The 24,670-nt window shown below is 57.0% G+C and carries 22 protein-coding genes; 12 read left to right on the top strand and 10 right to left on the bottom strand.

What is annotated here, in order from left to right; genetic code table 11:
- Positions 1 to 337: 337 nt before the first annotated feature.
- Positions 338 to 3,205 (top strand): FAD-binding and (Fe-S)-binding domain-containing protein, encoded by a 2,868-nt coding sequence (locus HFM78_RS09490; protein WP_287129201.1) that lies wholly within the window; start codon positions 338 to 340, stop codon positions 3,203 to 3,205.
- Here the strand turns inward: HFM78_RS09490 and HFM78_RS09485 are convergent.
- Both HFM78_RS09485 and HFM78_RS09480 read right to left on the bottom strand, forming a co-directional pair.
- A complete protein-coding gene (locus HFM78_RS09485) occupies positions 3,186 to 4,472 on the bottom strand; it encodes an alkaline phosphatase PhoX (RefSeq protein ID WP_287129200.1) in 1,287 nt (428 codons plus the stop codon). The genes HFM78_RS09490 and HFM78_RS09485 overlap by 20 nt on opposite strands.
- Before the next feature lie 190 nt (positions 4,473 to 4,662).
- The gene (locus HFM78_RS09480) at positions 4,663 to 6,498 is read right to left on the bottom strand and encodes a choice-of-anchor tandem repeat GloVer-containing protein (protein ID WP_287129199.1); all 1,836 of its coding nucleotides are present in this window, start codon (positions 6,496 to 6,498) and stop codon (positions 4,663 to 4,665) included.
- 399 nt (positions 6,499 to 6,897) lie between these two features.
- Here HFM78_RS09480 and HFM78_RS09475 point away from each other — a divergent pair, with 399 nt between their 5' ends.
- Complete coding sequence (locus HFM78_RS09475) at positions 6,898 to 7,242, top strand: YnfA family protein (RefSeq protein ID WP_287129198.1); 345 nt, start codon at positions 6,898 to 6,900, stop codon at positions 7,240 to 7,242.
- Positions 7,243 to 7,391: 149 nt separating this feature from the next.
- Here the strand turns inward: HFM78_RS09475 and HFM78_RS09470 are convergent, their stop codons facing one another.
- From HFM78_RS09470 to mrdA, 3 genes are all read right to left on the bottom strand, one after another.
- Complete coding sequence (locus tag HFM78_RS09470; RefSeq protein ID WP_287129197.1) at positions 7,392 to 7,568, bottom strand: hypothetical protein; 177 nt, start codon at positions 7,566 to 7,568, stop codon at positions 7,392 to 7,394.
- A gap of 28 nt (positions 7,569 to 7,596) precedes the next feature.
- A complete protein-coding gene (locus tag HFM78_RS09465; protein WP_396033184.1) occupies positions 7,597 to 7,884 on the bottom strand; it encodes an HU family DNA-binding protein in 288 nt (95 codons plus the stop codon).
- Between the two features lie 133 nt (positions 7,885 to 8,017).
- Entirely contained in the window at positions 8,018 to 9,766 is a 1,749-nt protein-coding gene (gene mrdA / locus HFM78_RS09460) for a penicillin-binding protein 2 (protein WP_287129196.1), read from the bottom strand.
- Between the two features lie 104 nt (positions 9,767 to 9,870).
- Between mrdA and HFM78_RS09455 the strand changes: the two genes are divergently transcribed.
- Positions 9,871 to 11,805 carry a WD40 repeat domain-containing serine/threonine protein kinase gene (locus tag HFM78_RS09455; RefSeq protein ID WP_287129195.1) on the top strand — a complete coding sequence of 645 codons (1,935 nt, stop codon included), beginning with the start codon at positions 9,871 to 9,873 and terminating at the stop codon, positions 11,803 to 11,805.
- A gap of 102 nt (positions 11,806 to 11,907) precedes the next feature.
- Here HFM78_RS09455 and rplK read toward each other — a convergent pair whose 3' ends face one another.
- A complete protein-coding gene (rplK, locus tag HFM78_RS09450; RefSeq protein ID WP_287129194.1) occupies positions 11,908 to 12,333 on the bottom strand; it encodes a 50S ribosomal protein L11 in 426 nt (141 codons plus the stop codon).
- A 129-nt stretch (positions 12,334 to 12,462) separates the two neighbouring features.
- Here rplK and rpmI point away from each other — a divergent pair, with 129 nt between their 5' ends.
- From rpmI to HFM78_RS09415, 7 genes are all read left to right on the top strand, one after another.
- A complete protein-coding gene (gene rpmI, locus HFM78_RS09445; RefSeq protein WP_287129193.1) occupies positions 12,463 to 12,681 on the top strand; it encodes a 50S ribosomal protein L35 in 219 nt (72 codons plus the stop codon).
- 12 nt (positions 12,682 to 12,693) lie between these two features.
- Positions 12,694 to 13,044 carry a 50S ribosomal protein L20 gene (gene rplT / locus HFM78_RS09440; protein WP_287129192.1) on the top strand — a complete coding sequence of 117 codons (351 nt, stop codon included), beginning with the start codon at positions 12,694 to 12,696 and terminating at the stop codon, positions 13,042 to 13,044.
- Between the two features lie 45 nt (positions 13,045 to 13,089).
- Positions 13,090 to 13,830 carry an ABC transporter substrate-binding protein gene (locus HFM78_RS09435; RefSeq protein ID WP_287129191.1) on the top strand — a complete coding sequence of 247 codons (741 nt, stop codon included), beginning with the start codon at positions 13,090 to 13,092 and terminating at the stop codon, positions 13,828 to 13,830.
- 41 nt (positions 13,831 to 13,871) lie between these two features.
- Positions 13,872 to 14,948, top strand: a complete 1,077-nt coding sequence (locus tag HFM78_RS09430; RefSeq protein ID WP_287129190.1) for a sulfotransferase — start codon at positions 13,872 to 13,874, stop codon at positions 14,946 to 14,948.
- Positions 14,949 to 15,077: 129 nt separating this feature from the next.
- Entirely contained in the window at positions 15,078 to 15,857 is a 780-nt protein-coding gene (locus tag HFM78_RS09425; RefSeq protein WP_287129189.1) for a transglutaminase family protein, read from the top strand.
- 67 nt (positions 15,858 to 15,924) lie between these two features.
- On the top strand, positions 15,925 to 16,797 hold the full coding sequence (locus HFM78_RS09420; RefSeq protein ID WP_287129188.1) for a hypothetical protein: 873 nt from the start codon (positions 15,925 to 15,927) through the stop codon (positions 16,795 to 16,797).
- A complete protein-coding gene (locus HFM78_RS09415) occupies positions 16,797 to 17,648 on the top strand; it encodes a hypothetical protein (protein WP_287129187.1) in 852 nt (283 codons plus the stop codon). Before HFM78_RS09420 ends, HFM78_RS09415 begins: the two co-directional genes overlap by 1 nt.
- Here the strand turns inward: HFM78_RS09415 and HFM78_RS09410 are convergent.
- From HFM78_RS09410 to HFM78_RS09395, 4 genes are all read right to left on the bottom strand, one after another.
- A complete protein-coding gene (locus HFM78_RS09410) occupies positions 17,645 to 19,360 on the bottom strand; it encodes a R3H domain-containing nucleic acid-binding protein (protein WP_287129186.1) in 1,716 nt (571 codons plus the stop codon). The two genes, HFM78_RS09415 and HFM78_RS09410, sit on opposite strands and share 4 nt — an antisense overlap.
- Positions 19,332 to 20,369 (bottom strand): LdpA C-terminal domain-containing domain, encoded by a 1,038-nt coding sequence (locus HFM78_RS09405; protein ID WP_287129185.1) that lies wholly within the window; start codon positions 20,367 to 20,369, stop codon positions 19,332 to 19,334. The genes HFM78_RS09410 and HFM78_RS09405 overlap by 29 nt, the downstream gene beginning before the upstream one ends.
- A gap of 45 nt (positions 20,370 to 20,414) precedes the next feature.
- Positions 20,415 to 20,978, bottom strand: a complete 564-nt coding sequence (petE, locus tag HFM78_RS09400) for a plastocyanin (protein ID WP_287129184.1) — start codon at positions 20,976 to 20,978, stop codon at positions 20,415 to 20,417.
- A 92-nt stretch (positions 20,979 to 21,070) separates the two neighbouring features.
- Positions 21,071 to 22,273 carry a murein transglycosylase A gene (locus tag HFM78_RS09395; RefSeq protein WP_287129183.1) on the bottom strand — a complete coding sequence of 401 codons (1,203 nt, stop codon included), beginning with the start codon at positions 22,271 to 22,273 and terminating at the stop codon, positions 21,071 to 21,073.
- Positions 22,274 to 22,437: 164 nt separating this feature from the next.
- Between HFM78_RS09395 and HFM78_RS09390 the strand changes: the two genes are divergently transcribed.
- Together HFM78_RS09390 and HFM78_RS09385 are read left to right on the top strand one after the other, a co-directional pair.
- Complete coding sequence (locus tag HFM78_RS09390) at positions 22,438 to 23,367, top strand: LysR family transcriptional regulator (protein WP_287129182.1); 930 nt, start codon at positions 22,438 to 22,440, stop codon at positions 23,365 to 23,367.
- Positions 23,364 to 24,401, top strand: coding sequence for a hypothetical protein (locus HFM78_RS09385; RefSeq protein WP_287129181.1), 1,038 nt, complete (start codon positions 23,364 to 23,366; stop codon positions 24,399 to 24,401). The genes HFM78_RS09390 and HFM78_RS09385 overlap by 4 nt, the downstream gene beginning before the upstream one ends.
- Positions 24,402 to 24,670: the final 269 nt, after the last annotated feature.

Raw genomic sequence — 24,670 nt, 5'->3', positions numbered from 1 at the left:
AGATTACTTAATCGCGGAGAACTCAAGATTGATTGGGGTCGCAGGATTAAAAATAAAGGTAATTCTATAAATGCAAGTTAGATGCGTGTCAGCTTAGCAGTTAAACCGGATAAGTTGCTTACCCGTCTTCATGAAGAGCTTTAGTTGCACGGGGGGATGTGGGGGGCCGTGCGCGGCCCCCCAAGGGTCGGCGGGAGTGTGAGGGTGGTACGGGCGGGTTCCTACCCTCACGGGCTGTTGAGTGCAGTGCGAACCACTAGCTCCTCCTCCCAAAACCTCCAGGCCTCGGATGATGACCTAAGCGGTTAGCATAGATCAGGTCTCACTCGGTTATACCGTGAAAACATTTGTACAGGACTTGGCGGGTCAGGTGCGCGGGGAGGTCCGTTTTGCTGAGCTGGACCGGGTTCTGTATAGTACCGATGCCAGCTTCTACCAAATTATGCCCCTCGGTGTGGTCATCCCCCAAGATGAAGCCGATGTGGTAACAACCGTCAAGCTGACCCGTCAAGCCAAACTCCCCGTCCTCGCCCGTGGCGGCGGAACCAGTGTTTCAGGGCAAGCGGTAGGTGAGGCCGTAGTCCTCGATTTTGCCAAATATATGCACCGGGTCCTCGAAGTCAATGCCGAACAAGGCTGGGCCTGGGTAGAGCCGGGCGTAATCCAGGACGTATTCAAACAGCAACTCAGGCCCCAGGGTTTATTTTTCGCACCGGAGACCGCGACTTCTAGTCGGGCAACCCTAGGCGGGATGGCAGCCAATAATTCAGCCGGACCCCGCTCGATTATTCACGGTAAGACGATTGACCATATCCTTGAATGCCGGGTCGTCCTCAGCGATGGTTCCGTCGCCCACTTTGAGCCAGTCTCACCGGAAATGATCCAGCAACGGGCTAAGGGGAGCAGTTTAGAGAGCCAACTTTACCGTAAAATCCCCCACTTAATTGCCCAACAGCGCACCGCCATTCTGGAGCGTTATCCCCAGATCCTCCGCCGAGTCAGCGGTTACAATCTTGATGCCCTATTGCCCGAGTTCCCGGAACTATCGCCTTTACCATTAACAGACCAACGGTTTAATCTGACAAAGCTCTTGGTTGGGTCTGAGGGCAGTTTGGGAATTATTACCGCCCTCAAAGTCCGCTTGATCCCGGTACCGGAAAAGACCGTGCTGGGGGTAGTCCATTTTGCCGAGTTAAACCAAGCCATTGATGCCGTCAATGAAATCCTTGAACTCCAACCCAGCGCGGTAGAGTTGGTCGGGCACGATATTTTAGCTCCGGCGGCGCGTAGCCAAGCCTTCAAAGACCGGGTCGGTTTTTTGCAGGGAGACCCCGCCGCAGTTTTAGTGGTGGAGTTCCAAGGAGCCGGGGCAGAGGCGCGGTTGCGGGATTTGACCCGGGGGCGAGTCTGTACCCCGGTCCTGGACGCGGCGGGTCAAGCCGATGTCTGGAGTGTCCGCAAGGCCGGGTTAGGGATGTTGATGAGTGTCCGCGACGAACGCAAACCCGTCGCTTTTGTGGAGGACCCGGCGGTACCTGTGGCGCGGTTGCCGGAGTTTGTGCGGGAGTTTCAGCGGATTATTGCGGACCACGGCACGACGGCGGGTTATTACGGTCATGCCTCCGTGGGCTGTCTCCATATCCGCCCTGCCCTAAATATGAAAGACGGCGGCGACATCCAACGGATGCGCTCCATGCTAGAGGCCATCAGTGACCTGACCCTGAGTTTCGGGGGGGCAATGAGCGGGGAGCATGGGGACGGTTTGGTGCGCGGTTGGCTTAACCAAAAGATGTTTGGCGATGCGTTGTACGGTGCATTCCAGGAAATTAAGCAAGCCTTTGATTTTGAGAATCGGATGAATCCCGGCAAGGTGGTGGACTGCCCGCCCCCGGACCAGAGTTTACGCTACGGCCCAGACTACCAAACCCAGACCATGGAGACCACCTTTGATTTTCGGCGGGAACTGGGGCTGGCCCGAGCCGTGGAAATGTGTAACGGCAATGGGAACTGTCGTAAACAAGACGGGACGATGTGTCCCTCTTTTCAGGCGACCCTGGAGGAAAAACACTCGACCCGGGGACGGGCGAACGCCTTGCGGGCAGTGTTGGCAGGACAGACTGAACTTACCTTCACCAGTCCTGAACTTTACGATGCCTTGGATCTCTGTCTGTCCTGTAAATCCTGTCAGACCGAGTGCCCGTCCGGGGTGAATATGGCGAAGTTGAAGTCGGAGTTTTTGAGCCATTATCACGCGGCCCATGGGACGCCCCTGCGGGACCGGGTGGTGGGGAATATTGCCCTAGTTAATCGGCTCGGCTCAGCCACGGCTCCGGTTTCTAACTGGTTGATGCGGGGCGTTTTTGGCAATTGGGGGAAGCGGCTCTTGGGGTTTGCGCCGGAGCGGGATTTACCAGAATTCACCCGTGAGCGATTTAGTACCTGGTTTCGGGGGCATCGGCGGCGGGGTCCCATGACGCGGGGTAAAGTCGTCCTCTTCCAGGACACCTACATGGAGTACAACCAGCCCGCGATTGGACGGGCCGCGACAGAACTCCTGGAGCGATTGGGGTATGAAGTGGTCCTAGCGAAACACCAGTGTTGCGGACGGCCCTTCATCTCCAAAGGCTTACTCAAGGAAGCCCAAGCCCTCGCCCGCGCAAACGTGGCCCGACTCACGCCCTACGCGGCCCGAGGTATCCCCATCCTCGGCTGTGAACCTAGTTGCATCCTGACCCTGCGTGATGAATACCCGGACCTCGTACCCCAGGCTAAAGATCTCGCCCAGCAGAGTTTTACTATTGATGAATTCCTCTACCAGTTACATCAGGCCGGGGAGCTGGACTTGCCCTTCATCCCCCAAACTCAAGCCGTCTGGATGCACGGTCATTGTCACCAAAAAGCTCTCGTCGGCACCAAACCCACCCTGGAGTTGTTGCGCTTAGCCTATCCCGCCCAAGAGATAAATTCAGGTTGTTGCGGGATGGCAGGGTCCTTCGGCTATGAACAGGAACACTATCAACTCTCGCTAAAAATTGCTAACCAGCGTCTTTTCCCAGCCATCGAGCGGGCCGGAACAGAGAGTCTTCTCGTAGCAGACGGCGTTTCCTGTCGTCAGCAGATTGCCCACGGCACCGGGCGAGAAGCCGTGCATCTAGTCGAGGCTCTGGTGAGCGCATTAAATCCAGTTACCAGGGACCCCAGATAGCAAAGGTCAGACCGGGAGTCTGGATATTGAGGAAAAGCGTTTGACCGTCAGGGGAGAAGGTCGCCCCGGCAAACTCGAAGTTGTTGAGAGCATTACGGGCGAATTGGTAAAGTTCACCTTCCGGGGTTATCCCGACTACGTACTGGGTGCCACTGCCGTCTTCACACACGAACAAATCGCCAAAGGGCGCAATCGTCAGGTTGTCGGGGCTATCGAGGAGGCTGGGGTTATTGGGTTCAATAAATAGCTCAATCGTCCCCCCCTGGCTCGCGTCCGCACCCGGCAAGTAACGCCAGACCTGACCTAAACCCGCACTGCCCCCACTGGTACAACAAAAATAGACCTCACCCTTGGCGTAGGCAATACCCTCACCCCGGCTAAATTGGGCTGCACCTTTGGCGAAACCCTCCGCCCGCACGGTATCCTGGGCCGGGTTAGGCTCCTCAATCCGCACCCAGTCCACCGCCATCGGCACGCCTACCGGGAAGCCCGTCCGGGTATTAACTTGGGGCATCGTCGGGATACGCAGGCATTCCAGGATGCCCCCCGCCGCCAGATTCCCCGCCTGGGTCGGGCGGAAACGATAAAACAGACTATCCCCTTGGTCCTCGGTCTGATAGACAATTCCCGTCTGACTATCCACCGCCACCCCCTCATGGTTGAAGCGGCCCATGGCGATGAGGGGCACCGGGTCTACCGGGCCACGGGCCATGGCGGAGACCTCAAAGTTGTAGCCGTGCCGCTGATCGGCAAAAAGACCAGGGTTAGACGTATCTTCTTCACAACTGATCCAGGAACCCCAGGGGGTCGCCCCGCCGGCACAGTTACGATTAGTCCCGCCAAGAGAAGCAAAGTGCGCCACTAGTTGCCGATTACGGTTCACGACCAAGGTGGTCGTTCCCCCCTTAGAGCGCGGGTCATAAAATTTATCTGGGGGCACAATCACACCCGGTAAGGGCGCGGATAGTTCATGGTTGCGAATTAAAATCGTCGTCCCCCGTGGCCCGACAAAAGCCGCCATGCCATCGTGGGCCGCCGGAACCGAGTTACCATCACTCATGCGCTGCCCGGTCTGTGAAAACACCGTATATTGAAAGCCCAAGGGCAGGTCCAAGCGTCCCGCTGGGTCCGGGACCAAGGCCCCATAGCCCACTCCCAGCACCGGAAGTCCCAAAGCTGACCGCTGATGAAAGGCCTGGAGTGGCGCGACCGCCGCCGCCCCCAAAAGTCCCGCCCGTGTAAAAAACCCGCGCCGTGAAAGTACCATCGTTTGCCCCCAAGGTTGCCGTGAAGGTAACACGCGAAGTTTAACGACACACTAAGAGGCAATACAAGTTATCAACTTCGTACCATTTCCACTAGTACAAAAGGGTCATCAGCACACACAGTATGGTCCTCAAGTAGAGTGTTCTAGCCCTGATGTTGGGGGGGACCAGGACGGTCCCCCCAAGCGTTAACTAGTCGCTGGGCGTGGCTCCCAGGAGTAGCGCGTTCTCGTAGGTGTACCCGTTCATCTGCCAGAAGTAGTTCTCACCGCTCTGATGGTTACTCCACAACAGGTCTGCTTGACCATCCCTGGTGAACTCGCCCACCCCCGTCAACTGGTAGGTCAGGTCTGCCACCAGCCCGACGAAGAACGCTTGCTGGTAGGTGTAGCCGTCCATTTGCCACAGGTATGCCTCCCCCGCACCTAACCCCGCGCCCCAGTACCGCCAGAGCAGGTCGGGCCGTCCATCGTTGGTGAGGTCCCCCGTACCCACCATCTGCCAGTAGGGGTCCGCCACATTACCGATGAACAACGCTTGCTGGTAGGTGTAGCCGTTCATCTGCCACAGGTACACCTCCCCGGTGCTGTAATTGCGCCACACCAAGTCGGCCTGTCCATCCTTGGTCATGTCCCCAATACCTGCTAGTTGCCAATTCGTATCGCCAACAACACCGATGTCGAAGGAGGCAACGTAGGCCGTGCCGTTCATCTGCCAGATGGCGTTTTGTCCGGTGCTGGAGTTGCGCCAGAGCAGGTCCGGTTGACCATCGTTGGTGAAGTCCGCTGCACCCACTAACTGCCAAGTGGGGTCGGTGACAGTGAGTAGGTCCGCTTGCCCGGTGTAGGTGGTGCCATTCATGAACCAGACGCGGTTGGCCCCGGTGGTGTAGTTGCGCCAGAGCACATCGAGCTGACCATCATTATTGAGGTCTCCGGTGCCTGCCTGTTGCCAGCCGGGGGTGCGAACAGCGACGGGATTGACCAAGAACGTGCCGGTGGTTGCCACCCCTGCTGATGTGGTGACTTGGATGGGTCCTGAAGTCGCTCCTGGTGGGACAGTAGCCGTAATCTGGGTTGCGGAATTGACGGTAAAGCTAGCAGCTACACCATTAAAGGTGAGGGCGGTGGCTCCGGTGAAGTTGGTGCCTGTGAGGACAACGGTGGCTCCGAAGTTGGCGCGAGTGGAGGTGAAGTTGGTGATGGTGGGCGTAACCACGCCATCGAGACGAAACACCGTGCCCCCGCCCAAAGTGCCCCCTATGGTGGTTGTGCCATAGAAGCTACCGTCGCTGCCTTGGACCAGCCCAGCGGAGGGTTCGCTTCCATTCGCACCGTCAAAATTAATCAGGGTTGTAAGAGTACCGCTCGGGGTCATGCGAAACACCGTGCCATAGTCAAAACTACCCCCGAAGTAAGTGGTGCCGTAGAAATTCCCGTCACTGCCCTGTATTAAGCCAGCATCAGGATAGGCTCCATTGGTGTAGTCAAAGTTAACCAGGGTGGTGAGAGTGCCCGTGGGGGTCATCCGAAACACTGTGCCACCATTAGAACTACCACCATAAGTAGTCGTTCCATAGAAGTTGCCGTCACTGCCTTGGATTAATTCGGCGGAGGGATTAGCTCCATTGGTTTCATTAAAGTCAACCAAGGTGGTAAGGGTGCCAGCGGAGGTCATCCGAAATATCGTGCCACAGCCAAAATAGCAAGCGGTTGAACTGCCGGTTGAACTGCCACCGTACTGAGTTGTGCCGTAGAAATTGCCGTCATTGCCCTGGATTAATTCGGCGGAGGGATTAGCTCCATTAGTTTCATTAAAGTCAACCAAGGTGGTAAGGGTGCCAGCGGGGGTCATCCGAAATACCGTGCCTCCGCCAGAACTACCACCATAGTAGGTAGTGCCGTAGAAATTGCCGTCACTGCCCTGTATCAGGCTAGCATTGGGAAAAACTCCAGGGGGACTCTCGAAGTTCACCAGATTAGTCAGGGTCTGTGCCTTAGCAGCATTCAGATTTAGCGGACTCAACACCAAAAGTAGGAGCGCAAAAAACTGGAAAATGACAGGAGCGGAGAACCTTTGTTTATCTGCTGGGTAGAGTGTCTTTAACAAATTACCGGATGAACACATGGTCGGCTCCGCGAATTAGGTGATGTACTGACTTTCTTTTCTCGTCAAGTGACGGTAGCACCGAAGGCCAGTAGGTAACGGGTGTCTTTGCGGGTTTCTCAACCCCCCTTACTTTACAGGTCTGAAAACTGATGTCAAGGTTAGGCCCCCGAGAAAATCTCTGCTCAAGCTCAGCGCACCGAGAACGGCACCGCCTAGTTGCCGTGAAAATAACACGTGATGATTAGACAGACTAAGAAAATGGCAGCGGGAGCTGGTCGTCTTCGTTACTCTTATGAAGAAGTGAGCGGGGTAGCGAGGATGCAACCGTGGCAAGTGGTCCAATCGCTCCTGTACTTCTTGCTGGCAGGACTGGCTGAGATTGGTGGCGGTTACTTGGTGTGGCAGTGGTTACGGGAGGGCAAAAGTCTCTGGTGGGGACTCTTGGGCGCACTCTTACTGGTTTTGTATGGGGTGTTACCCACATTGCAACCAGCGGGCCTGAATTTTGGTCGTGTTTATGCTGCCTATGGGGGCGTGTTTGTGGTGCTGAGCTTGTGGTGGGGTTGGCAGGTGGATCAAGTTATCCCTGACCGCTTTGACATCCTTGGTGCTGGGTTGGCTCTCGTCGGCGTGGCGGTGCTCCTCTACTGGCCCAGAGGTTGAATCAAAAGACTCAACCTAGACTTCTGCTGGAGCAATGCCTAACTAATGTGAAACTTGAAGGCAGGATTGAGTTGTACATTACTCCCAACTAAAAAAGGGCCTTGCCAGAGGCCCCGAGTTAATTATTGACAGACCCAATTCCTTCTAGCCTAGCGGTCAACAAAAGTCTTATCAAACTCCATTCCTAGTTCGTCCAGTTCCTCTAGAGCCTGACGCACATCCGTCAATAGGGACTCCGACAGGTCTGGGCGGGCTAGTAGATCCACCAGTAATTGACGCTTAGCACGAACCTGGGTGAAATTCTCGCGCATCACTTGAACGTCCATGGTCTTCCCGGCGACTGTCCCAACCATTTTAGGAGGATATCGTGGACTCCACCAACTCCTTGAAGGACTTACCAGCGGAGAAGGCGGGTACCTTAGAGGCCTTAATAGTCATTTTCTCCCCAGTTTGGGGATTGCGGCCTTCGCGCTCCTGCCGTTCACGCGGCTCGAAGGAACCAAAACCAACCAGGGTTACTTTCTGGTTCTCAGAAACCGTCTCCATGATGGTCTCTAAAGCTGCCGAAATGATCTGGTCGACGTCTTTTTTGGTCTTTTCTGTCTTTTTAGCTACCGCATCTACCAACTCACCTTTGTTCACCGGGCTCTCCTCATACATCGGGTGGACGAAACTTGTAAAACTTGGCATCAAGATGGCTGAAACCCTCTTGAGTCAAGCGTTTCAATGACATATTCTACACTTTTTAGCCTACGGCACAATAGGGTAAAAGATTTTATGGTTTCTTCGCGAAATATAGACCGTAGATCTGGGCGGCGATGGGGGCGGCGTCACTCCCGCCATGCCCTCCCTGCTCCACCAACACCGATACAGCAATCTCTGGTTTGTCGAAGGGGGCGTAACCGACAAAGACAGCGTTGGTACGGCTACTGTTGGCATCCTCAGCCGTCCCGGTCTTGCCCGCATTTGGCACTTGGCTTGCGCCGCCGAGGGCACGGTAAGCAGTCCCGCCAGGGAGAGTGACGCCCCGGCTGCCCCGGCGGATGACCGCGAGCGTCTGGGGACTCAGACCGAGGGGACGACGCGCTACGGGTTCGCCTTTTTTAAGCCGGGGGGCCACGAGGTCGCCGCCATTGGCAATCGCCGCCATCATCAGCGCGTTTTGGAGGGGGGTGACTAGAGAATAGCCCTGTCCAATCGCGTAATTTGCCGTATCCCCAGCCCGCCAACGGTCGCGGTAGACCCGTTTTTTCCAGGCTTCATCAGGGGCCAAGCCCGGTGATTCGGAGGGCAATTCCAAAGCAGTACGGGTTCCAAACCCGAAACGGCGGCTCATCTCGGCAATCCGTTCAGGACCCAGCTTCAAGCCCACCTGATAAAAGAAAGTATCGGCACTGACGGTCAAGGCCCGCTCAAAGCCAATTACCCCCCAGCCCCGGTGGTTGTGTTCCCCAAAAGACCGACTACCGACCCGGTAGGACCCGTAGGTGCCCAGGCGGGTATCGGCGCGGTAAAGGCCCGATTCGAGGGCGGCGGCAGTCACGACAATTTTGAAGGTACTGGCGGGGGCGTAGGGACGCACGGCCCGATTTAAGAAAGGGTGATCTAGCCCCTGGATGGCCTGCCACTCCGTCCGGGTGATAGGCCGTGAGAATAAGTTGGGGTCAAAACCGGGGTGGCTTGCCATGACGAGGATTTCGCCAGTGCGGACATCCACGACGACCACGGCTCCCCGGCGAGTGCCCAAGGCATTCTCGGCAACTTTTTGGAGTTCGATATCCAGGGTCAGGGTGATAGTCTTGCCGGGTTTGGGCTCGATCTTACCGAGGTCGCGGATCTTCTGACCCGCCGCATTGACCTCCCGCAACTCGCCGCCGCCCTCACCGTGGAGTTCTTCCTCAAAGAGCCGCTCCACACCATTTTTGCCCACGAGGTCGCCGGGACGGTAGTTCTGACCGGCCTCTTTGCGGCGAGCCAGTTCTTTTTCGGAGATTTCGCCCGTGTAGCCGATGATATGAGCGGCGATGGGTCCGTAGGGGTAGTGGCGGACGGTATCTACCACGACTTCCACGCCGGGGAACTGGGCTTGGTTCTCTTTAATAAAGGTAATGAGTTTGGGGTCGAGGTCCTGGCGGATACGGACCGGGAAGGCCGAGCGGTAGCCAGCGCGGTCTAGGAGTTTTTGCATCTCGGCAACCGACAGTCCAACATGGGGCGAGAGAGTAGTGAGGACTCGGGGCCAATCGGCCTTAGCATTGTCGGCGGGTTCGAGGTAGAGAGCATAGACCTGACGGCGACTGGCGAGGACCCGTCCCTTACGGTCCTGGAGTTCACCCCGCACCGGGGCGCGGTACCAGGGACGAATCCGGTTCTTCTCAGCCCGTTCGCGGTAGACGGGACCTTCCCAGAGTTGCAGATAGGACAGACGGGCAATCAGCCCACCCAACAGGAACAAGACGATGACCGCCAGTATTAAGCTCTTCGGGCCACTCCCACTGATCCGACGTTGTTCCTGGAGTTCCATGGCTGGGTGCAAAAGTTAGTTTTACTCTACCCCGTCGCGGTCGGCGTTGCCCAAGGCGATCCCCCCTAGCCCCCCTTGAAAAGAGGGATTTAGGGGGATCTCTTGTGCCTTGGTTCCCCACGGATGGGGCGGCGGGGCGGTCGGGAGGGGTACTCTTCACTAAGAGCCAAGCGTGGACAATGCCCCTAAACTGTGCGACTTGCGGCAGTGCTAACCCGGATAATTTGACCCATTGCAGTGAGTGCCATACGCCGCTTCAGCAGTTGTTGTATAGCCTCCCGCCCGGTACCCTCCTGCAACAGGGCTATTACCGGCTAGAGCGGGTCCTAGGGGAGGGCGGGTTTGGCATCACCTATCAAGCTTTCCGTCAAGATGGTCAACCCTTGGCGATTAAAGAACTCTTTCCCCGGGGTTCTGCTCGCCAAACTGACAACACCCCGATTTGGCCCGCCGGACGCAAAGCCTGGTTCGAGCGTATCCGTGAACAATTTTTGGCGGAGGTGCGGCTACTCTTACCGCTGGACCATCCCAACATCGTCAAGGTCTACGACTGTTTCGAGGAGAATGAAACCGCCTACATGGTGATGGAACTGGTGCGGGGCCGGACCTTGAGTGCCTACCTCAAGGCGCGGGGTCCCTTAGCTCCCCCAGAAGCGTTACGTTTTTTGGCGCAGGTGGGCTTGGCCCTAGAAATGCTCCACCGCCACGGCCTAGTCCACCGGGATGTCAAATCTGAGAACATCCTAGTCGATGAAAAACGGGCGGTCTTGATTGATTTTGGCTCCATGCAACCAACCCAGGAGGAGATGAGCGACGAATTCTCCGTCGTCAGCCACGGCTTCTCTCCCCCAGAACTCTACGCCTACCAAGCCAACTATGGCCCGACCGTGGATATCTACGGCCTCGCCGCCGTGGCCTACAACCTCCTCACCGCCCAAATCCCCACTCCGGCTCCCGAGCGACTCAAGGGCCATCCCCTTGAGTCCACCCGTACTTTTAATAAGTTGGTGTCCTCGACTCTGGAGCGGGCTGTTTTTCAGGGTTTGGCTCTCCCGTCGGGTCAACGCCCCGCCTCGGCGGTCGTCTTTGTCCGGGGTCTCCAGCGTGAGCCTGGGCCTACCATCGCTGCCACCGCCCCGCCCCAGTTAACGAAACGCCCTATTCAACTGCTGGAGACCCTCGAGGGCCACCGCACCCCGATCCAAGCTCTAGCCTTTAGCCCCGATGGACGCTTATTGGTCTCCTGTTCCCAGGAGCACGTCCGTTTCTGGGAACCCGCTAATGCCCGTAAGCTTTTTACCCTGTCTGAGAAACAGGTCAATGTCCTTAGTTTCACCCCCGATGGTCAAGGACTCTGGATGGGGACGAGCCAAGGCGGACTCAACCTCTGGCAAATGAATACCGGACAGACTGCCCCCATCTGTGCGGCAAACCCGGACGAAACTGGGAGCTACCAAGGTGCCCTCAGTGGTGATGGTCAGACCTGGGTCAGCCTCAACTCCAATCAGGATGTCCAAGTCTGGGATAGTACAACGGGTAAACCAGGTCAGCGTTTCGAGCCGGCCAAAAGCGGGACCCAGACCCTCGCCTTGAGTCTACAGGGGGAATACTTGGCGATCGTCCGGCGCGATGGCAAAGTCAAAGTTGCCCATACCCGCACCGGAGAGGTCCTGGGTATCCGCAACAACTACCAACAAGCCATCAAAAACCTTACTTTTAGCCCGCAGGGTGCCCTTGCCTGTACCGATGTCCAGGGTGCCCTGACGCTCTGGAACTGGCAAGGCAGTAAAGAACATCTCCTCAGTGGGGCGGGTCCAGTGGTGACGGGGCTCCGTTTTTCGACCCAACAACCGCTCTTAATATTGACCTTTGGGCTAGAACCCTTTTGGCAGTTTTGGGTCAAAGCGGGGGATAGCTTCCAGCTCCAAACGCCTACCACTATTCCCCCCAGTGCCATCCGCACCTTTGTCCTACATCCGCTAGAGCCCGTCCTTGCCACCACGCACAGTGATGGCAAAATTCGGCTATGGCAGATTTGAGCGACCCTTAAGCTATCGGGTTACATCTACGCAAGCAACTCAAAAATAATCATAAAAACACCCCCAGCCAAGACTAGGGGCACAACTGAACTGAGGAACGGCTTAGTCCGTGATGGCAATGCCCATGTTCCGGGCGGTCCCGGCGATAATATTCATCCCGGCCTCAATGTCCACGGCGTTCAAGTCGGGCATCTTAGTGACCGTAATCTCGCGCAACTGCTCACGGGTAATCGTGCCCACTCGCTCAGTTTTAGGTTTAGCCGAACCGCGCTCAACACCCGCTGCTTTACAGAGCAAGACCGAGGCCGGGGGGGTTTTGAGGACAATTGAGAAGCTGCGGTCATCGAAGATGGTGATCTCCACCGGGATGACCATGCCCACTTGGTCAGCGGTCTTGGCGTTGTATTCCTTACAGAACATCATGATGTTGACCCCGTGTTGACCCAAGGCTGGACCGACGGGCGGGGCGGGGTTGGCCTTGCCCGCATTGAGGGCGAGCTTGACTTTAGCGGTGATCTTGCGGGCCATGGCCTTTCCTTATGTTTCCACAATCTAAAAATATAGCATTCCTTGGTTAAAGTTAGCGGTCAAGGGTTGCCCTACCCAGAATTAGCATCTTTCCGGTATTATGGGAGACTGTGGTAATTTGTTAAACCCATGCCCAAGATGAAGACCAACCGCTCAGCGGCGAAGCGTTACGACCTGACGGGTTCTGGGAAGCTCCGGCGTAAGCGGGCGGGCAAGAACCACCTGTTGGAGCACAAGGGCGCCAGTCGCCTGCGTTCCCTAGCTAAGACAGTGGAAGTCAATGACTCAGATCTGTACAAAGCCCTGCGCCAGTGCCCCTATCCCAAGGCACTCCGGCACAAACCTTAAAGGAAGTTAGCCATGGTCCGCGTAAAACGGGGTAACGTCGCCCGCAAACGACGCAATAAAATCCTGAAACTCGCCAAGGGCTTCGTCGGGTCCCATTCCCGACTTTTCCGTCCGGCGAACCAGCAGGTAATGAAGGCTTTGCGCTATAGCTATCGCCACCGCCGCGAACGTAAGCGTGATTTTCGTTCCCTCTGGATTACCCGCCTCAACGCAGCGGCGCGTCAGGAAGGACTGTCCTACAGCCGTCTCATTGATGGCTTGAACAAAGCTAATGTCCTGCTCAACCGCAAGATGTTGGCGCAATTGGCTCTGGTGGACCCCTCGGTTTTCGCCGCTGTGGTCACTGTCGCTAAAAATCCCTAGGGTATGTCCTCTGTCTCATTCCCCCAGTCGGTAGGACGTGGGGGAATGATATTACGGCGGGGTTTTCTGTTGAGCTTGCTGCTCCCGGTGGGGGCACGTCCGCTGACTGAAGTGCAGGAGCGGGGGCTGGTCGTAGGGGTTTACTTGAGTGGGTACCCCCTGGCTTTTCGGGATGAAACGGGTCGGCTTCAGGGTCTTGAGGTGGAGTTAGCGCGACGGTTTGGCACTGAATTGGGACCAAGACCGGTTGTATTGCAGGAATTGCGGACCAGTGAGCGGCTGACGGCAGTTGCTACCGGTGCAGTGGATTTTGTGATTGGGAACCTGAGTGTGACGGCACAACGGGCGCGAGTCGTTGATTTCTCCGTCGGTTATTACCGTCCTTATCAAGCCTTGTTAGTTCAACGGAATGATCCAGCCCAGACGCTGGGTGATTTGGTAACGGCGCGGGTGGCAGTCTTAGCGGGATCGAGTTCGGTGGTGGGACTCAAGCGATGGTTGCCCAAGGCTGTGGTCGTCACGGTGTCCAGTTATGCCCGTGCCCGTGAACTTTTAGAACAAGGCATAGTACAGGCGGTCTCAGCAGATAACACGGTGCTTGTGGGCTGGCAAAGGGAAAACCCTAGTCTGCGTCTGCTCCCGGCCCCGCTCAACGGCTATGTCCTCGCCATCGGACTGCCCAAGGGGATTGCTCATCAGGACCTCCGCGTGTGGGTCAATGAACGGTTGACCCAATGGCAGCTAGACGGTTCCCTTGCCCAGGCCCAGAGGCGGTGGGGACTGTGAGCCTGTAGGCTATAACCTAAATACAGCGCGGGAGAGGGCAGATGGCGACAGTGGCGGCGACGATGATCTCGGCGGTGCTGAGCTATGGTTTACAACAAAACCCCATCCCCGGCGGCTGGCTGGATGACCGCGAGCGCGATCTAGAAAAAGCTTGGTCTTACCGTCCGCCCACTAACTTCCAACCCGTCTATATCCTGGGCGTGCCCCAGAGTGGGACGACCCTGCTCTACGAGTGGTTGTGCCAATATCCAGAGATTGCCTATTTCAGCGTCGGGCAACTGAGCGTGGTGGACCACTATTTCGTTAGTGAATACTTGAGCGAGACTTTGGGCGGCCTCAACTTGGGGGTGGATGCACCCGATGAGGGGGTCCATGAATTCCTGGCGATGTGTAATCACCCGCTGATTCAAGGTAAACATGGGCTCGTAGCAGCGATGGATATCTTGAGCGGCCCGGAGGCGGTTTCCTTGGGGCACCACACCGAACTCTCCTCCTACATCCAGCAACTCAACGGGCGGATTCGTGAACAGCAGCCCGCCGCGTTCCTTAATAGTTACCACGTCCACAAGTTCCAAGAAGCGGTCCAGAAGTCGGTCTTCACTTGGCAGCGGCGGGGCCGTCCGGTCAATACGTTCCTGGGGAAGATCCCGGCGGCTTCTTTGACCCCCCGGCTTTTCAGCTATTTATTCCCCACTACCCGGTTTATCCATATTGCCCGTGCACCCCAGCAAGTCTTGCCTGCTTTTATCCAGGCCGCGCAAGATATTCAAGAAGTGCCCTTTATCGCCAAACGGCCCCTGAGCGAACGGGTAATGGCCTCTTATTATGGGCTGTTGACCAAATCGCTCCATCAAGAAGTCTTTAGTCCGACGGCGACAGTTTTTCATCTCACCTACGAGAACCTGCTCCAGGACCCGGAGCCGTGGTTGACCCGTCTGGTGGACTTCATCGGTCTCACGGGGACCCCGGACCGCCTGGAGCAGGGCTGCCAACACCTAAAGAACCTGCCCGTCCCGCCCGAAACTCTAACGATGCAGCGGGTGGAAGAACTCATCGCCACCTATGCTCCCGAAGCCAGTGCCCACTACCAACGCACCCAGGAAGCCAGCCGCACCTGATAAATTCGTGACTACTATGTTTGCGATTCACACCTATATTTGCTAGTCCCTAAGTAGGGTCTGAAGCTTCTGGGATGATGCTGAATCTAGCTGGGTTAGGGATAATGAAAACAGAGCTTCCTACCACCCATGCATATCCAGGCTTCCTGCCGTCTGGTCTACGAGGCAAAAGACCTGACCCCCGTTTGGTTGTTTATCCTACCCGCCCACAACGCCCATCAGCGCGTCCTCCAGGAAGCTCTGCACCTGTCTCAATCCGTGAATCAGCGCGAGGGCCAAGACCCCTGGGGCAATCGCTATCTCTACCTACATCTGCCCCCTGGTATTGTAGAAGTCAATTACAAAGCTACCGTTCAACTCCAACCGCCGAGCACAGGCCTAGGACCCATGGCCTTCCCTACGGCCTACCTAGAGCCCAGCCGTTACTGTTGTCCGCTCCAGGTCCGTTCTCTGGCGCAAGAACTTTTTGGCGGACGACCTGTGAATTTAGACCTTGCCTATCGGCTGAACGAATGGGTCTGCCAGTACCTGACCTACACACCGGGCAGTAGCACCTGGGAGACCACCGCCACTGATACCTTGCTTCAGAAAGCAGGCGTCTGCCGGGATTTCGCCCACACCACTATTGCCCTAGCCCGTGCCCTTGACATGCCGGCTCGCTATGTCTCACTCTATGCCCCGGCCTTGCAGCCGCCGGACTTCCATGCCTGCTGTGAACTATTTGTCGAAGGAGAATGGGTCCGCCTCGACCCCACCGGGTTATCCCAGCCTGACACTACGGTGCTCCTCGCCCTAGGCCGGGATGCTCAGGATGCCCCGGTTGCGAATTTTGCTGGAGAAGTCAACTGTCTTGAACAACAGGTCCAGGCCGAAGTTCTTGATAGCGCATCCTACCCCCAGAGCGCGTGAATACGCCTAAAGACAGAGCTTTACACCGCGTCTGGTAAACTGTGGATTGCGCCCGGTGCTTCTGCCCATGTCTACAATTATTATCACTGGTGCCGATGCTAGTTATTTTTCCCTCGTCCAAGGTACAGTCCGTTCCCTACGGAGTAAACCAGAGGGGGCGAAAGCAACGCTAGGTTTTTTAGATTTAGGCTGTACCCCGACGCAGTTGGCGTGGTTACAAGAACAAGTCGATATCATCCGCCGACCCACTTGGCAGTTGACCTTCGCTCTCCGTGAACAGGTCCCGGCCTACCTCAAGGGCATTTGGGGGAAACCGTTTTTACCCCGGTTTTTCCCTGGTTATGAGACCTATCTCTGGATTGACGCGGATGCTTGGGTCCAGGACTGGCGGGGGATTGAGTTGTTTTTAGCGGGAGCGGCCCTGCGGGGCCTTGCCATTATGCCGGAGGTGGACCGGGGGAGTGAGATCCAGTATGGGGGCCTGTTTGGTTACTGGAATTTGGCCTTCCGGTGGTATAAAGCAGCCTACGGGGAGCAAGTCGCCCAAAAACTGTGGACCCATCCCATGCTCAATACCGGGGTTTTCGCGCTGAGGGCCAATACTCCCCATTGGGGGCTGTGGGCCGATAGCTTGGCTGAAGCCCTCCAGCAGCTAACAGATGTAGCCCAAGCCTCGGTGATGACGGAGCAACTGGCGCTCAACCGGGCCGTCTATAGTTCCTTGTTTGACCAAACCGAGATGTTGCCGGGCTGGTGTAACTGGACCTGTCATTGGGGCTTCCCGCGCTGGGACCCCAACCGGATGTGTCTGGTGGAACCCTACCTACCCCACACTCCCCTGGGTGTCGTCCATCTAACCACCGAGAAATATGACCAGGTGGAACTCTTGACGATTGAGGGCCAGCCCGTGACCCAGAGCCTACGCTTTCGCGAGTCGTGATGATCGTAACGGGGGCCGATGCTCCCTTCTTTGGATTAGTCCAGGGGACCATCCGTTCGATCCGCGATAAACCCCAGGGCCGGGGCGTCGCCCTGGGCTTCTTGGACCTCGGCTGTACCCCAGACCAGTTGGCTTGGTTAGCCGACTGGGTAGATGTCATCGTGCAACCCGAATGGCGGTTCCCCTTCCCACAACAGGACCAAATCCCTAGCTATCTCAAGGGGTCCTATGCCCGGCCCCACTTGCCAGAGTATTTCCCTGGCTACCAGACCTATCTGTGGATTGATGCAGATGCTTGGGTACAGGACTGGTCAGCGGTGGCGTTATTGGCGCAAGGCGCAAAGCTGCGCGGCCTCGCGATCGTGCCCCAGATTGACCGGGGGAGTACGTTGCAGTATGGCGGGATGTTTTATGAATGGCAGATCACCTACGACTGGTACCAAGCTGACTTCGGTGAGCAGGTGGCTCAACAACTGTGGAGTTACCCGATGCTCAACACCGGGGCCATCGCCCTGCACCGGGATGCCCCCCATTGGCAAGTCTGGGCGGACTGTCTCCAGATGGGCTTACAGCGCAACGCCTCCCATCTCTCGGAGCAATTAGCCCTCAATTGGGCGGTCTATAAACACGGTCTATTCAAACAGACTGAGATGTTGCCAGCTTGGTGCAACTGGACCTGTCATTGGGGCTTCCCGCGCTGGGACCCGGACCGGGCATGCTTGGTGGAGCCCTACTTACCCCATACCCCGATTGGGATTGTCCATCTGACCGCGACTAAGTACGAGCGAGTCGCGGTCTTGACCCTTGAGCAGCAACCCATGGAGGTGAACTTACGGTATGGGTTTGTTTAAGCCCGCTCGGGGTAAATCCTGAGCCGCCGGTTGGGTTCATCGCCGAAACTCTTGGAGCGCAGTTGATAGTGCTCGATGAGTTCGTGTTGCATCCGGCGGATACTCGGAGAGCGCGGCAGGAGTTCGGCGGTTTGGCCTTTACCGATGACGATTTGTTCCACGGCGAGACGGGCTTCTTCGAGGGCTTCAAGTTCATCCTCAGAGTCGCCACTCAACAGCATATTGAGGTCGAGGTTTTCGCCGCCGGAGGGCTCATCAATCTGGAGCATGCGGCGTAGGGCACGGGTCAGGTAGGGGAAAGTATTAGCCTTGACCGTGTGGATCGGGATTTGGCGGTTTTGGGCCACGGCGGAAATTTTGGCTTTGTCCCGTAGATGAGTCCGCAGGGCTAAGACTACATCCGCATCATCAATGTCCTTGGTCAGATGGACCGGGAAACTGTAGTGGCGGATGACCTGCTCTAGATCGTTGCGCGAGACGCCGTAGGGATAGATGTTCAGGGTCGTACTGTCTCCACTCAAGGCCAAATCCATGGCGGAGATGGGGGCGGCAACAGCGGCTTCCATGAAGCTCTTGTCCTGCCAACGGCTGCCCACGGTCAAGCTCGGCACGGCCTGGACCGGGACAGCGCGACGGGCAACTACCGTCGGTTTCCAGTCCGCATCGGGCAGTTCACGGGTGATGACTACCTTGCCGGATTCGCTCACCGTCCGTACCTGGGGCATGGGCTGACGGTCGCGCAGGATCAGGTCCACCCCCGCCGCCACATCCTCATGGACGACCCAACGGTAACGGTCCTGCATCTCAATCGCGACTTGGAACGTAGGCGGGGCCTTGCGTTCCAGAATCGACTTCTGACTACCCCGGCGACGGGCCTCATCATCGCCCAAGGTGACGGACTGAATGCCGCCGATTAGGTCCGAGAGGGTCGGGTTCTTGATCAGGTTTACTAATTGATTGCCGTGGGCGGTCCCGACGAGCATGACCCCGCGCTCGGCAATGGTCCGCGCCGCAATTGCCTCTAGTTCCGTGCCGATCTCATCAATAATGATCACTTCGGGCATGTGGTTCTCGACCGCCTCGATCATGACCTGGTGTTGGAGTTCTGGGCGGGCCACCTGCATCCGGCGGGCGCGACCAATGGCAGGGTGGGGGATGTCGCCGTCCCCGGCAATCTCGTTGGAAGTATCAATCACCACCACCCGCTTACCCAAGTCATCGGCTAAGACCCGCGCAATTTCCCTCAGAGCCGTGGTCTTACCCACCCCCGGACGGCCCAACATCAAGATGGATTGCCCCGACTCCACGAGGTCTTGGATCATCGTGATCGTCCCAAAAATCGCCCGTCCGACCCGGCAGGTAAGCCCGATAATCCGGTTGTGACGGTTACGGATCGCGCTGATGCGGTGCAGGGTGCGTTCAATCCCGGCCCGGTTATCCCCGGAGAACTCTCCAACGCGGCCCACGGCGTACTCAATCTCTTCGGCAGTGACGACTTCTTCACCCAAATACTCGGCTCCGTGGGGGAAGCGGCCCTCGGGTTGGCGGCCTAGATCGAGGACGACTTCCACTAGGTCATCGAGTTGGGGATGGTCTTTGAGGGCGACGCGGACCCGTTCGGGGAGCATCTCCAACAATTGGCTCAGGTCATCGGTTACCCGTGTCCGGTTCGCCAACAGTGCCTCATCCGCCAACATGGCTACATTGCCCATTGTGCTGCTCCTCTTTGGTGTGTGCGACCAAGGCCCCGGCTGTTTGTACAGCTTGAGCTAACTGTGATGGGGTCATCCCCGCATCCAAATCTGTGAAAAATTCCTGGCTTAGTTTACGGGCATAGGACCCGTAGGCAATCCCCGCAATCGCAAGGTGTTCAGCCCGCGCTAGGGTTGCACTGTGTTGGTTAGTCCCGCCCGCTAACTGGACAAAGCCCGGTAAATCCCAGGACAGAACTTTTTTGGCGAGGTAGATAGAAGCTTTTGCACGGCTGGCCCCCTGGTCCCCACTCATGGGTATACCATCAGTTTGCCAAATAATATGGGTTTTGGCCCTAACTGGCAAGGTACTTTGCTGAATAAGTTGGCTAATTGCTTGCAAATGCTCCCAGAGACCGGGTTCATCGGGAAAACTGATCGAGATTAGTTTGAGACCAGTCAACCAGTCTCCAAGTCCCGTCCATAATCGAGTGAATCCTGCACCATTCCCGACATGGGTGTGGATCTCCAGCGCGTCAACCCCGCAGGGTGCAAGCAATTCACTCAACTGCACTGGGTCGGCCTGGGTTGTAGCAAATTCAATGAGACCCAAAGGACAGACAGGTTGACAACGACCACAACCGTAACAGCGGGCGGCGGATACACCCGCTCGGTCAATGGCCTGGACCGGGCAGACCGGGATACAAGGCCGGGGACAAGTCGGAGGACAGAGTGCTGATGGGAAATAAGCTTTACGAAAATGCGGGTCCTCCCCGTCATTGAGGGAAACCATCACCCAGGGCCTGTGCCATTCCCGGCCCCAATCCATCGCTAGCTGCTGAGCTTGGGAAAATCCCCGCTCTACGGCTTGGACGACTGCCGGGTCCGCGCAGGTATCTACGCAATCTACCCCGGCTAGACTCCAAATTAATGCAAGTGACTCGACGGCTGGCAGATGCTGAAAGCTTGCCCCCAGGATTAACTTAAACCAGTGGTTGCGCTCTAGCGAGCGATAGGGCTGGGTGTTCACAGCCGCATTGTACCACCCGCCCCACAAGATGTGGGGGGTAGGGCCTTACTGTTGTGGAGCGGTAGTGGCGGTTCCGACCATAGTTAACGTGCCGACCATCCCAGCAGAGCGGTGGGGCGTGCAGTAGAAACTGTACTTGCCGGGTTGGGCGGTGGGGACGGTGGTGACATAAAAATCCCCCGCCTTACTCAGGAGTTTCTTTTGGTCCATCGTTTGGGCGGAGGCGGGGTCCGGGGAGCCGTCGGCGACGAAGACGACGTTATGGGGACCGGCTTTATTCATGACCCAACGAATTTTTGTACCGGGACGCACGGTGATATTGGCGGGCTCGTATTTGAGTTGACCGTTATCCGTCCCCATCTTGACCTCGATGGTGTCGGTGGCAACGGGGCTAGAAGGTGCGGTTCCGGTACTTGCCACAGGGGGTGCGTTAGGCTGGACGGGGGCAGTGGTTCCCTCGGTGGTGTTGCCGGGACTTGTGGTGACGGGAGCTTCAGTGACATTGGGGGGACTGGTGGTACTCTGTTCACGGGTCTCGTTAGCACCGCCACCGCAAGCAGTCAAGAGAATCAGTAGCGTCCCAGTCAGGACAACAGGCGAAATACGCATCGTTCAACTCCTAAAAATAATTAGTATGGGACAATGTTCAAAATTAACCTACTACCCAAATGTAGATTTTTACCTCCGTTAATCCACTTAGGCTAGAACGTTTCTGGGATGCTGGAAGGGCGCATGGGTCGTGCGTCGGGGTTGAACGGACTGGGGTTGGGTTTGAGGATGGGGAAGTACAGGCTACCAAGGTTCTTCATCCGTCCGGCGATGTCTTCCGCCTCCGGTCCACTGCCAATAAACAGGTCTACCCGGCCCGGTCCCGTAATTGCGCCCCCGGTGTCTTGATTACAGACAAACCGACTCAGGGTACGGGTTTCCGGTAGTCCCAAGAGCGGGACGGGCACATCCACCAAGGCTAAAGCTCCCCGTGGAAACAGCTTGCGGTCGGTGGCGATGGCGTGCATGGCAATCAAGGGGACACCAATACTCCCCGTGGGTCCCGGCCCCGTGAGGGAGGTTTCCTTGAAAAAGACATAGCTCTGATTGACGTAGAGAGAAGAGCGTAATTCCTCGGGGTACGCCTGGAAGTACCGTCTCAGTACAGGTAGGGTGACTTCGCCCGGTTGTAGACGGCCCTGCTGTATCAAAGCTTTGCCGAGACTCTGGTAAGGGCGGTCGGTTTTCCCGGCATAACCCACGCCTAATAGCCGCCCGTCCTCCAGCACAATCCGCGCTGAGCCTTGGATCTGGACCAAGTAGGCATCGAAGGAATTCTCTAACCAGACCAGTTCCAAACCCTTGAGGAGTTGGGTTTCCTCAATCTCTTGCCGGGTGGGGTAGGGGGTCAGGCCCGTGGCGGTGCGCCGTCCCAAGCAAGTACCCCGGCTATCGAGCACCAAGTCCGGGGGCAAGCGGTAGAGGGGATACAAAAATCGTTCGGTGGGGGTGAGACTACCTGTGAAAACAGGTTCGTAGTAACCCGTGAATAAAACATCCCCGGTCCCGGTCTTACCCACGGACTGATAAAAATCAAAGTAATGCCAGACGCGCAGTTCAAACTCCAACGCACTGCTACTGATGACCAACTGTTGCCGAAAGAATCGGAGACAGTCCGTCACTTGGGCGTGGGTCAGACCACAGGCCGGGTAGTCGCGGCGGGAAGATTTGCGTCCCAAAAACGACAGACTATATTCAATCGTCTGGAGTAAAGGTCCCTGGTTCAACCAGTTCTCGGCAAAGGAACCAACCAAACCCAGCGGAATCACCGGGCGCAGGGTCGCTGCCGCCCGTGCTGGGAACTGAGCCGCTCCCAAGGCCACCCCGGTAACCTGACAGAAATACCTGCGCCGCATCGGTCCTATTGCGTTCTTTTGCTGAGTGTAGCGTATGGGCGGGGGGTTGCACTATTAGTGGAGGGCCGTGAACTAAAACTAGCCAAAGTAACTTCAGATACACTTAGCAGGCAAGAGAAGGGCTATTTTCAGTAGACCAAGCTCAATGGCAGGCAGGATACGCGGTGGATGCTAAACAGTTGCAATACTTCCTCGCGCTCCACAACTTAGCCAACTTCCGGTTAGCGGCGGAGCAGTGTCATATCTCCCAACCCGGTTTGAGTAAACAGATCATGGCCCTGGAAGCAGAGCTGGGGGGGCCTTTGTTTAATCGGCGGGGCCGCAAAGCCACCTTGACGCGCTTGGGTGAATGCTTTTTACCCCATGCCCGTCGCGCCTCCCGAGAACTCGAACAGGCCCGTATTGCCGTCCAAGAACTCTTGCGCCCAGATGTGGGTGAGGTCTGTATTGCTGGGTTGCACTCGGTAAATACCTATTTATTGCCCGCCCTACTCGCCCGTTTTCGTCAAGACCATCCCCAGATTCAGTTGCGGCTGACTTCTTTGGGTTCGGAGCGCATTATCAAAGTCCTCTTGGACCGTCTAGTGGATCTGGCCGTGATTATGGGTCCGGTCCACTCGCCGGAATTAGTGAGTACGCTACTCTATGAAGAAGAACTCGTCGCCTTGGTCCCCGCCCGCCATCCCCTGACCCTGGGGAGCCCGAGTCTGGCAGAGGTCGCCCAGTATCCCCAGGTGGTTTTCCGGGAGGGCTATGCCATGCGGACGGCCTTAATTCAGCAGTTTCGGCAGGTGGGGCGGCCTTTGGATATTGCCGTCGAACTCAATACCCTAGAAGCTTTTAAAGAGATGGTCCGGCAAGAGGTGGGGATTGCCCTGTTGCCCCTCTCCGCCGTCCAGAACTTACCCCCGGATCTCGTGCTGATCCATCCCACGGGTCCCAAGCTCACCCGCCGCGTGGAACTGGTCTGTCACAAAGATAATTACCAAGTCCCGGTGGTAGCGGCCTTCGCCCGGTTAGTCCGTGAACAACTACCGGCGGCCTACAGCGCGTGGGTGCAACGGTACGCCTTGGCCCAACGGGTTCCCGGATGAGTGTCGTCTTTCGAGAATTTGTCAAAAAAATTGGTTCCGGGCGGTTGACCGGGCGGGACCTGACCCGTGAAGAGGCTTGTCGGGCGACGGTGATGCTCCTCAATCAGGAGGCGACTCCGGCCCAGATGGGGGCTTTTTTAATCGCTCACCGCATTAAGCGTCCGACTGCTTTGGAGCTAGCGGGTATCCTAGATGCCTTTGACCTATTGGCACGACCTTTTACCCCGCCCGCCGACAGCCCCGCGCCCCTAGTCCTCAGCAGTCCCTACGACGGTCAGGAACGGTTGGGGATTGTCACGCCCTTGTCGGCGCTCATCTGTAGCAGTCTGGGACAGGGGATAGTGCTGCATGGCAGTCATGACATGCCGCCCAAGCACGGGCTGACGAGCTTTGATATCCTGGCGAGTCTGGGTGTGGACCTGATGCGGGACCGGGCGACGCTGGCGGACCAGTACCGGGCAACAGGGTTGGGTTGGGTTTATCTACCCGCCCACTTCCCGGAGGCATACCATTTACAAACCCTCCGTGCTGAACTGGGTAAACGCCCCCCCCTCGCCACCGCCGAGCTCCTCTGGAACCCAGTCAAAGCGGGTTTTCCAGTGATGGGTTACACGCACCGCGAGACGATTACTTTTGCGATAGCAACGGCTGAATTACGGGGGATGCCAGCTTTTGCCATGGTGCGCGGGGTCCAGGGTTCGGTTAACTGTACGCTCTTCCATCCCAATCTGGGTTGTCGTTGGGCACAAGGCATGACCACCCCTCAGGAATTCCGGTTACTTGCGGCCGATTACGGGTGGGCTGATGATGATTACGCGCTGGTGGGGGATGGACAGGATCTTATTCGTCACCGCGACTTAACGCTGGCTACGCTGCGGGGTGAGCCCACCCCCCTCAGACGAGCCGCTATCTTCAGCAGTGCTTTTCTGTTGACCCAAGCGGGTTTTTCGCCATCGATAGTATCAGCTTTACCCCTAGTGGTCCAGGCCTTAGATGAAGGTTTGGCCCACCGCCAGTTAGAGAAATTGTGTTAGCTCCAGACGGGTTCGAGCCGCCCTAGTGTAATTATGTTCACTAGCTTAAGGCATCAAATTCCCGAGGCTGGTTTTTTTGTGATTTACAGGACTTACGCAGAGCCGTGAGCTGCCCTCAAGCCTGTGAGTTTTACTAAACTCGACGACTGCCAATACTTGTTAACTTCCTAGTTGACATACTCACCGTCCTGAAGGAGCGGTGATTCTTGACAGCTCAACGGGCTGTGCTGGCGAACCAGTCTTACCTGCCCTCCCTGTCCATTTAGAGT

The organism is Candidatus Cyanaurora vandensis (assembly GCF_013285555.1).
Lineage (GTDB): Bacteria > Cyanobacteriota > Cyanobacteriia > Gloeobacterales > Anthocerotibacteraceae > Cyanaurora > Cyanaurora vandensis.
The sequence above is the reverse complement of the archived record's forward strand: the minus strand, read 5'-3'. Positions and strand labels throughout refer to the sequence as shown.

Coding starts and splice junctions, on each gene's coding strand:
- HFM78_RS09485 (WP_287129200.1), bottom strand. CDS start 4,472: ATGGTACTTTCACGGCGCGGGTTTTTTACACGGGCGGGACTTTTGGGG.
- HFM78_RS09475 (WP_287129198.1), top strand. CDS start 6,898: ATGCAACCGTGGCAAGTGGTCCAATCGCTCCTGTACTTCTTGCTGGCA.
- HFM78_RS09470 (WP_287129197.1), bottom strand. CDS start 7,568: ATGGACGTTCAAGTGATGCGCGAGAATTTCACCCAGGTTCGTGCTAAG.
- mrdA (WP_287129196.1), bottom strand. CDS start 9,766: ATGGAACTCCAGGAACAACGTCGGATCAGTGGGAGTGGCCCGAAGAGC.
- rplK (WP_287129194.1), bottom strand. CDS start 12,333: ATGGCCCGCAAGATCACCGCTAAAGTCAAGCTCGCCCTCAATGCGGGC.
- rpmI (WP_287129193.1), top strand. CDS start 12,463: ATGCCCAAGATGAAGACCAACCGCTCAGCGGCGAAGCGTTACGACCTG.
- rplT (WP_287129192.1), top strand. CDS start 12,694: ATGGTCCGCGTAAAACGGGGTAACGTCGCCCGCAAACGACGCAATAAA.
- HFM78_RS09435 (WP_287129191.1), top strand. CDS start 13,090: ATGATATTACGGCGGGGTTTTCTGTTGAGCTTGCTGCTCCCGGTGGGG.
- HFM78_RS09430 (WP_287129190.1), top strand. CDS start 13,872: ATGGCGACAGTGGCGGCGACGATGATCTCGGCGGTGCTGAGCTATGGT.
- HFM78_RS09425 (WP_287129189.1), top strand. CDS start 15,078: ATGCATATCCAGGCTTCCTGCCGTCTGGTCTACGAGGCAAAAGACCTG.
- HFM78_RS09420 (WP_287129188.1), top strand. CDS start 15,925: ATGTCTACAATTATTATCACTGGTGCCGATGCTAGTTATTTTTCCCTC.
- HFM78_RS09415 (WP_287129187.1), top strand. CDS start 16,797: ATGATCGTAACGGGGGCCGATGCTCCCTTCTTTGGATTAGTCCAGGGG.
- HFM78_RS09410 (WP_287129186.1), bottom strand. CDS start 19,360: ATGGGCAATGTAGCCATGTTGGCGGATGAGGCACTGTTGGCGAACCGG.
- petE (WP_287129184.1), bottom strand. CDS start 20,978: ATGCGTATTTCGCCTGTTGTCCTGACTGGGACGCTACTGATTCTCTTG.
- HFM78_RS09395 (WP_287129183.1), bottom strand. CDS start 22,273: ATGCGGCGCAGGTATTTCTGTCAGGTTACCGGGGTGGCCTTGGGAGCG.
- HFM78_RS09385 (WP_287129181.1), top strand. CDS start 23,364: ATGAGTGTCGTCTTTCGAGAATTTGTCAAAAAAATTGGTTCCGGGCGG.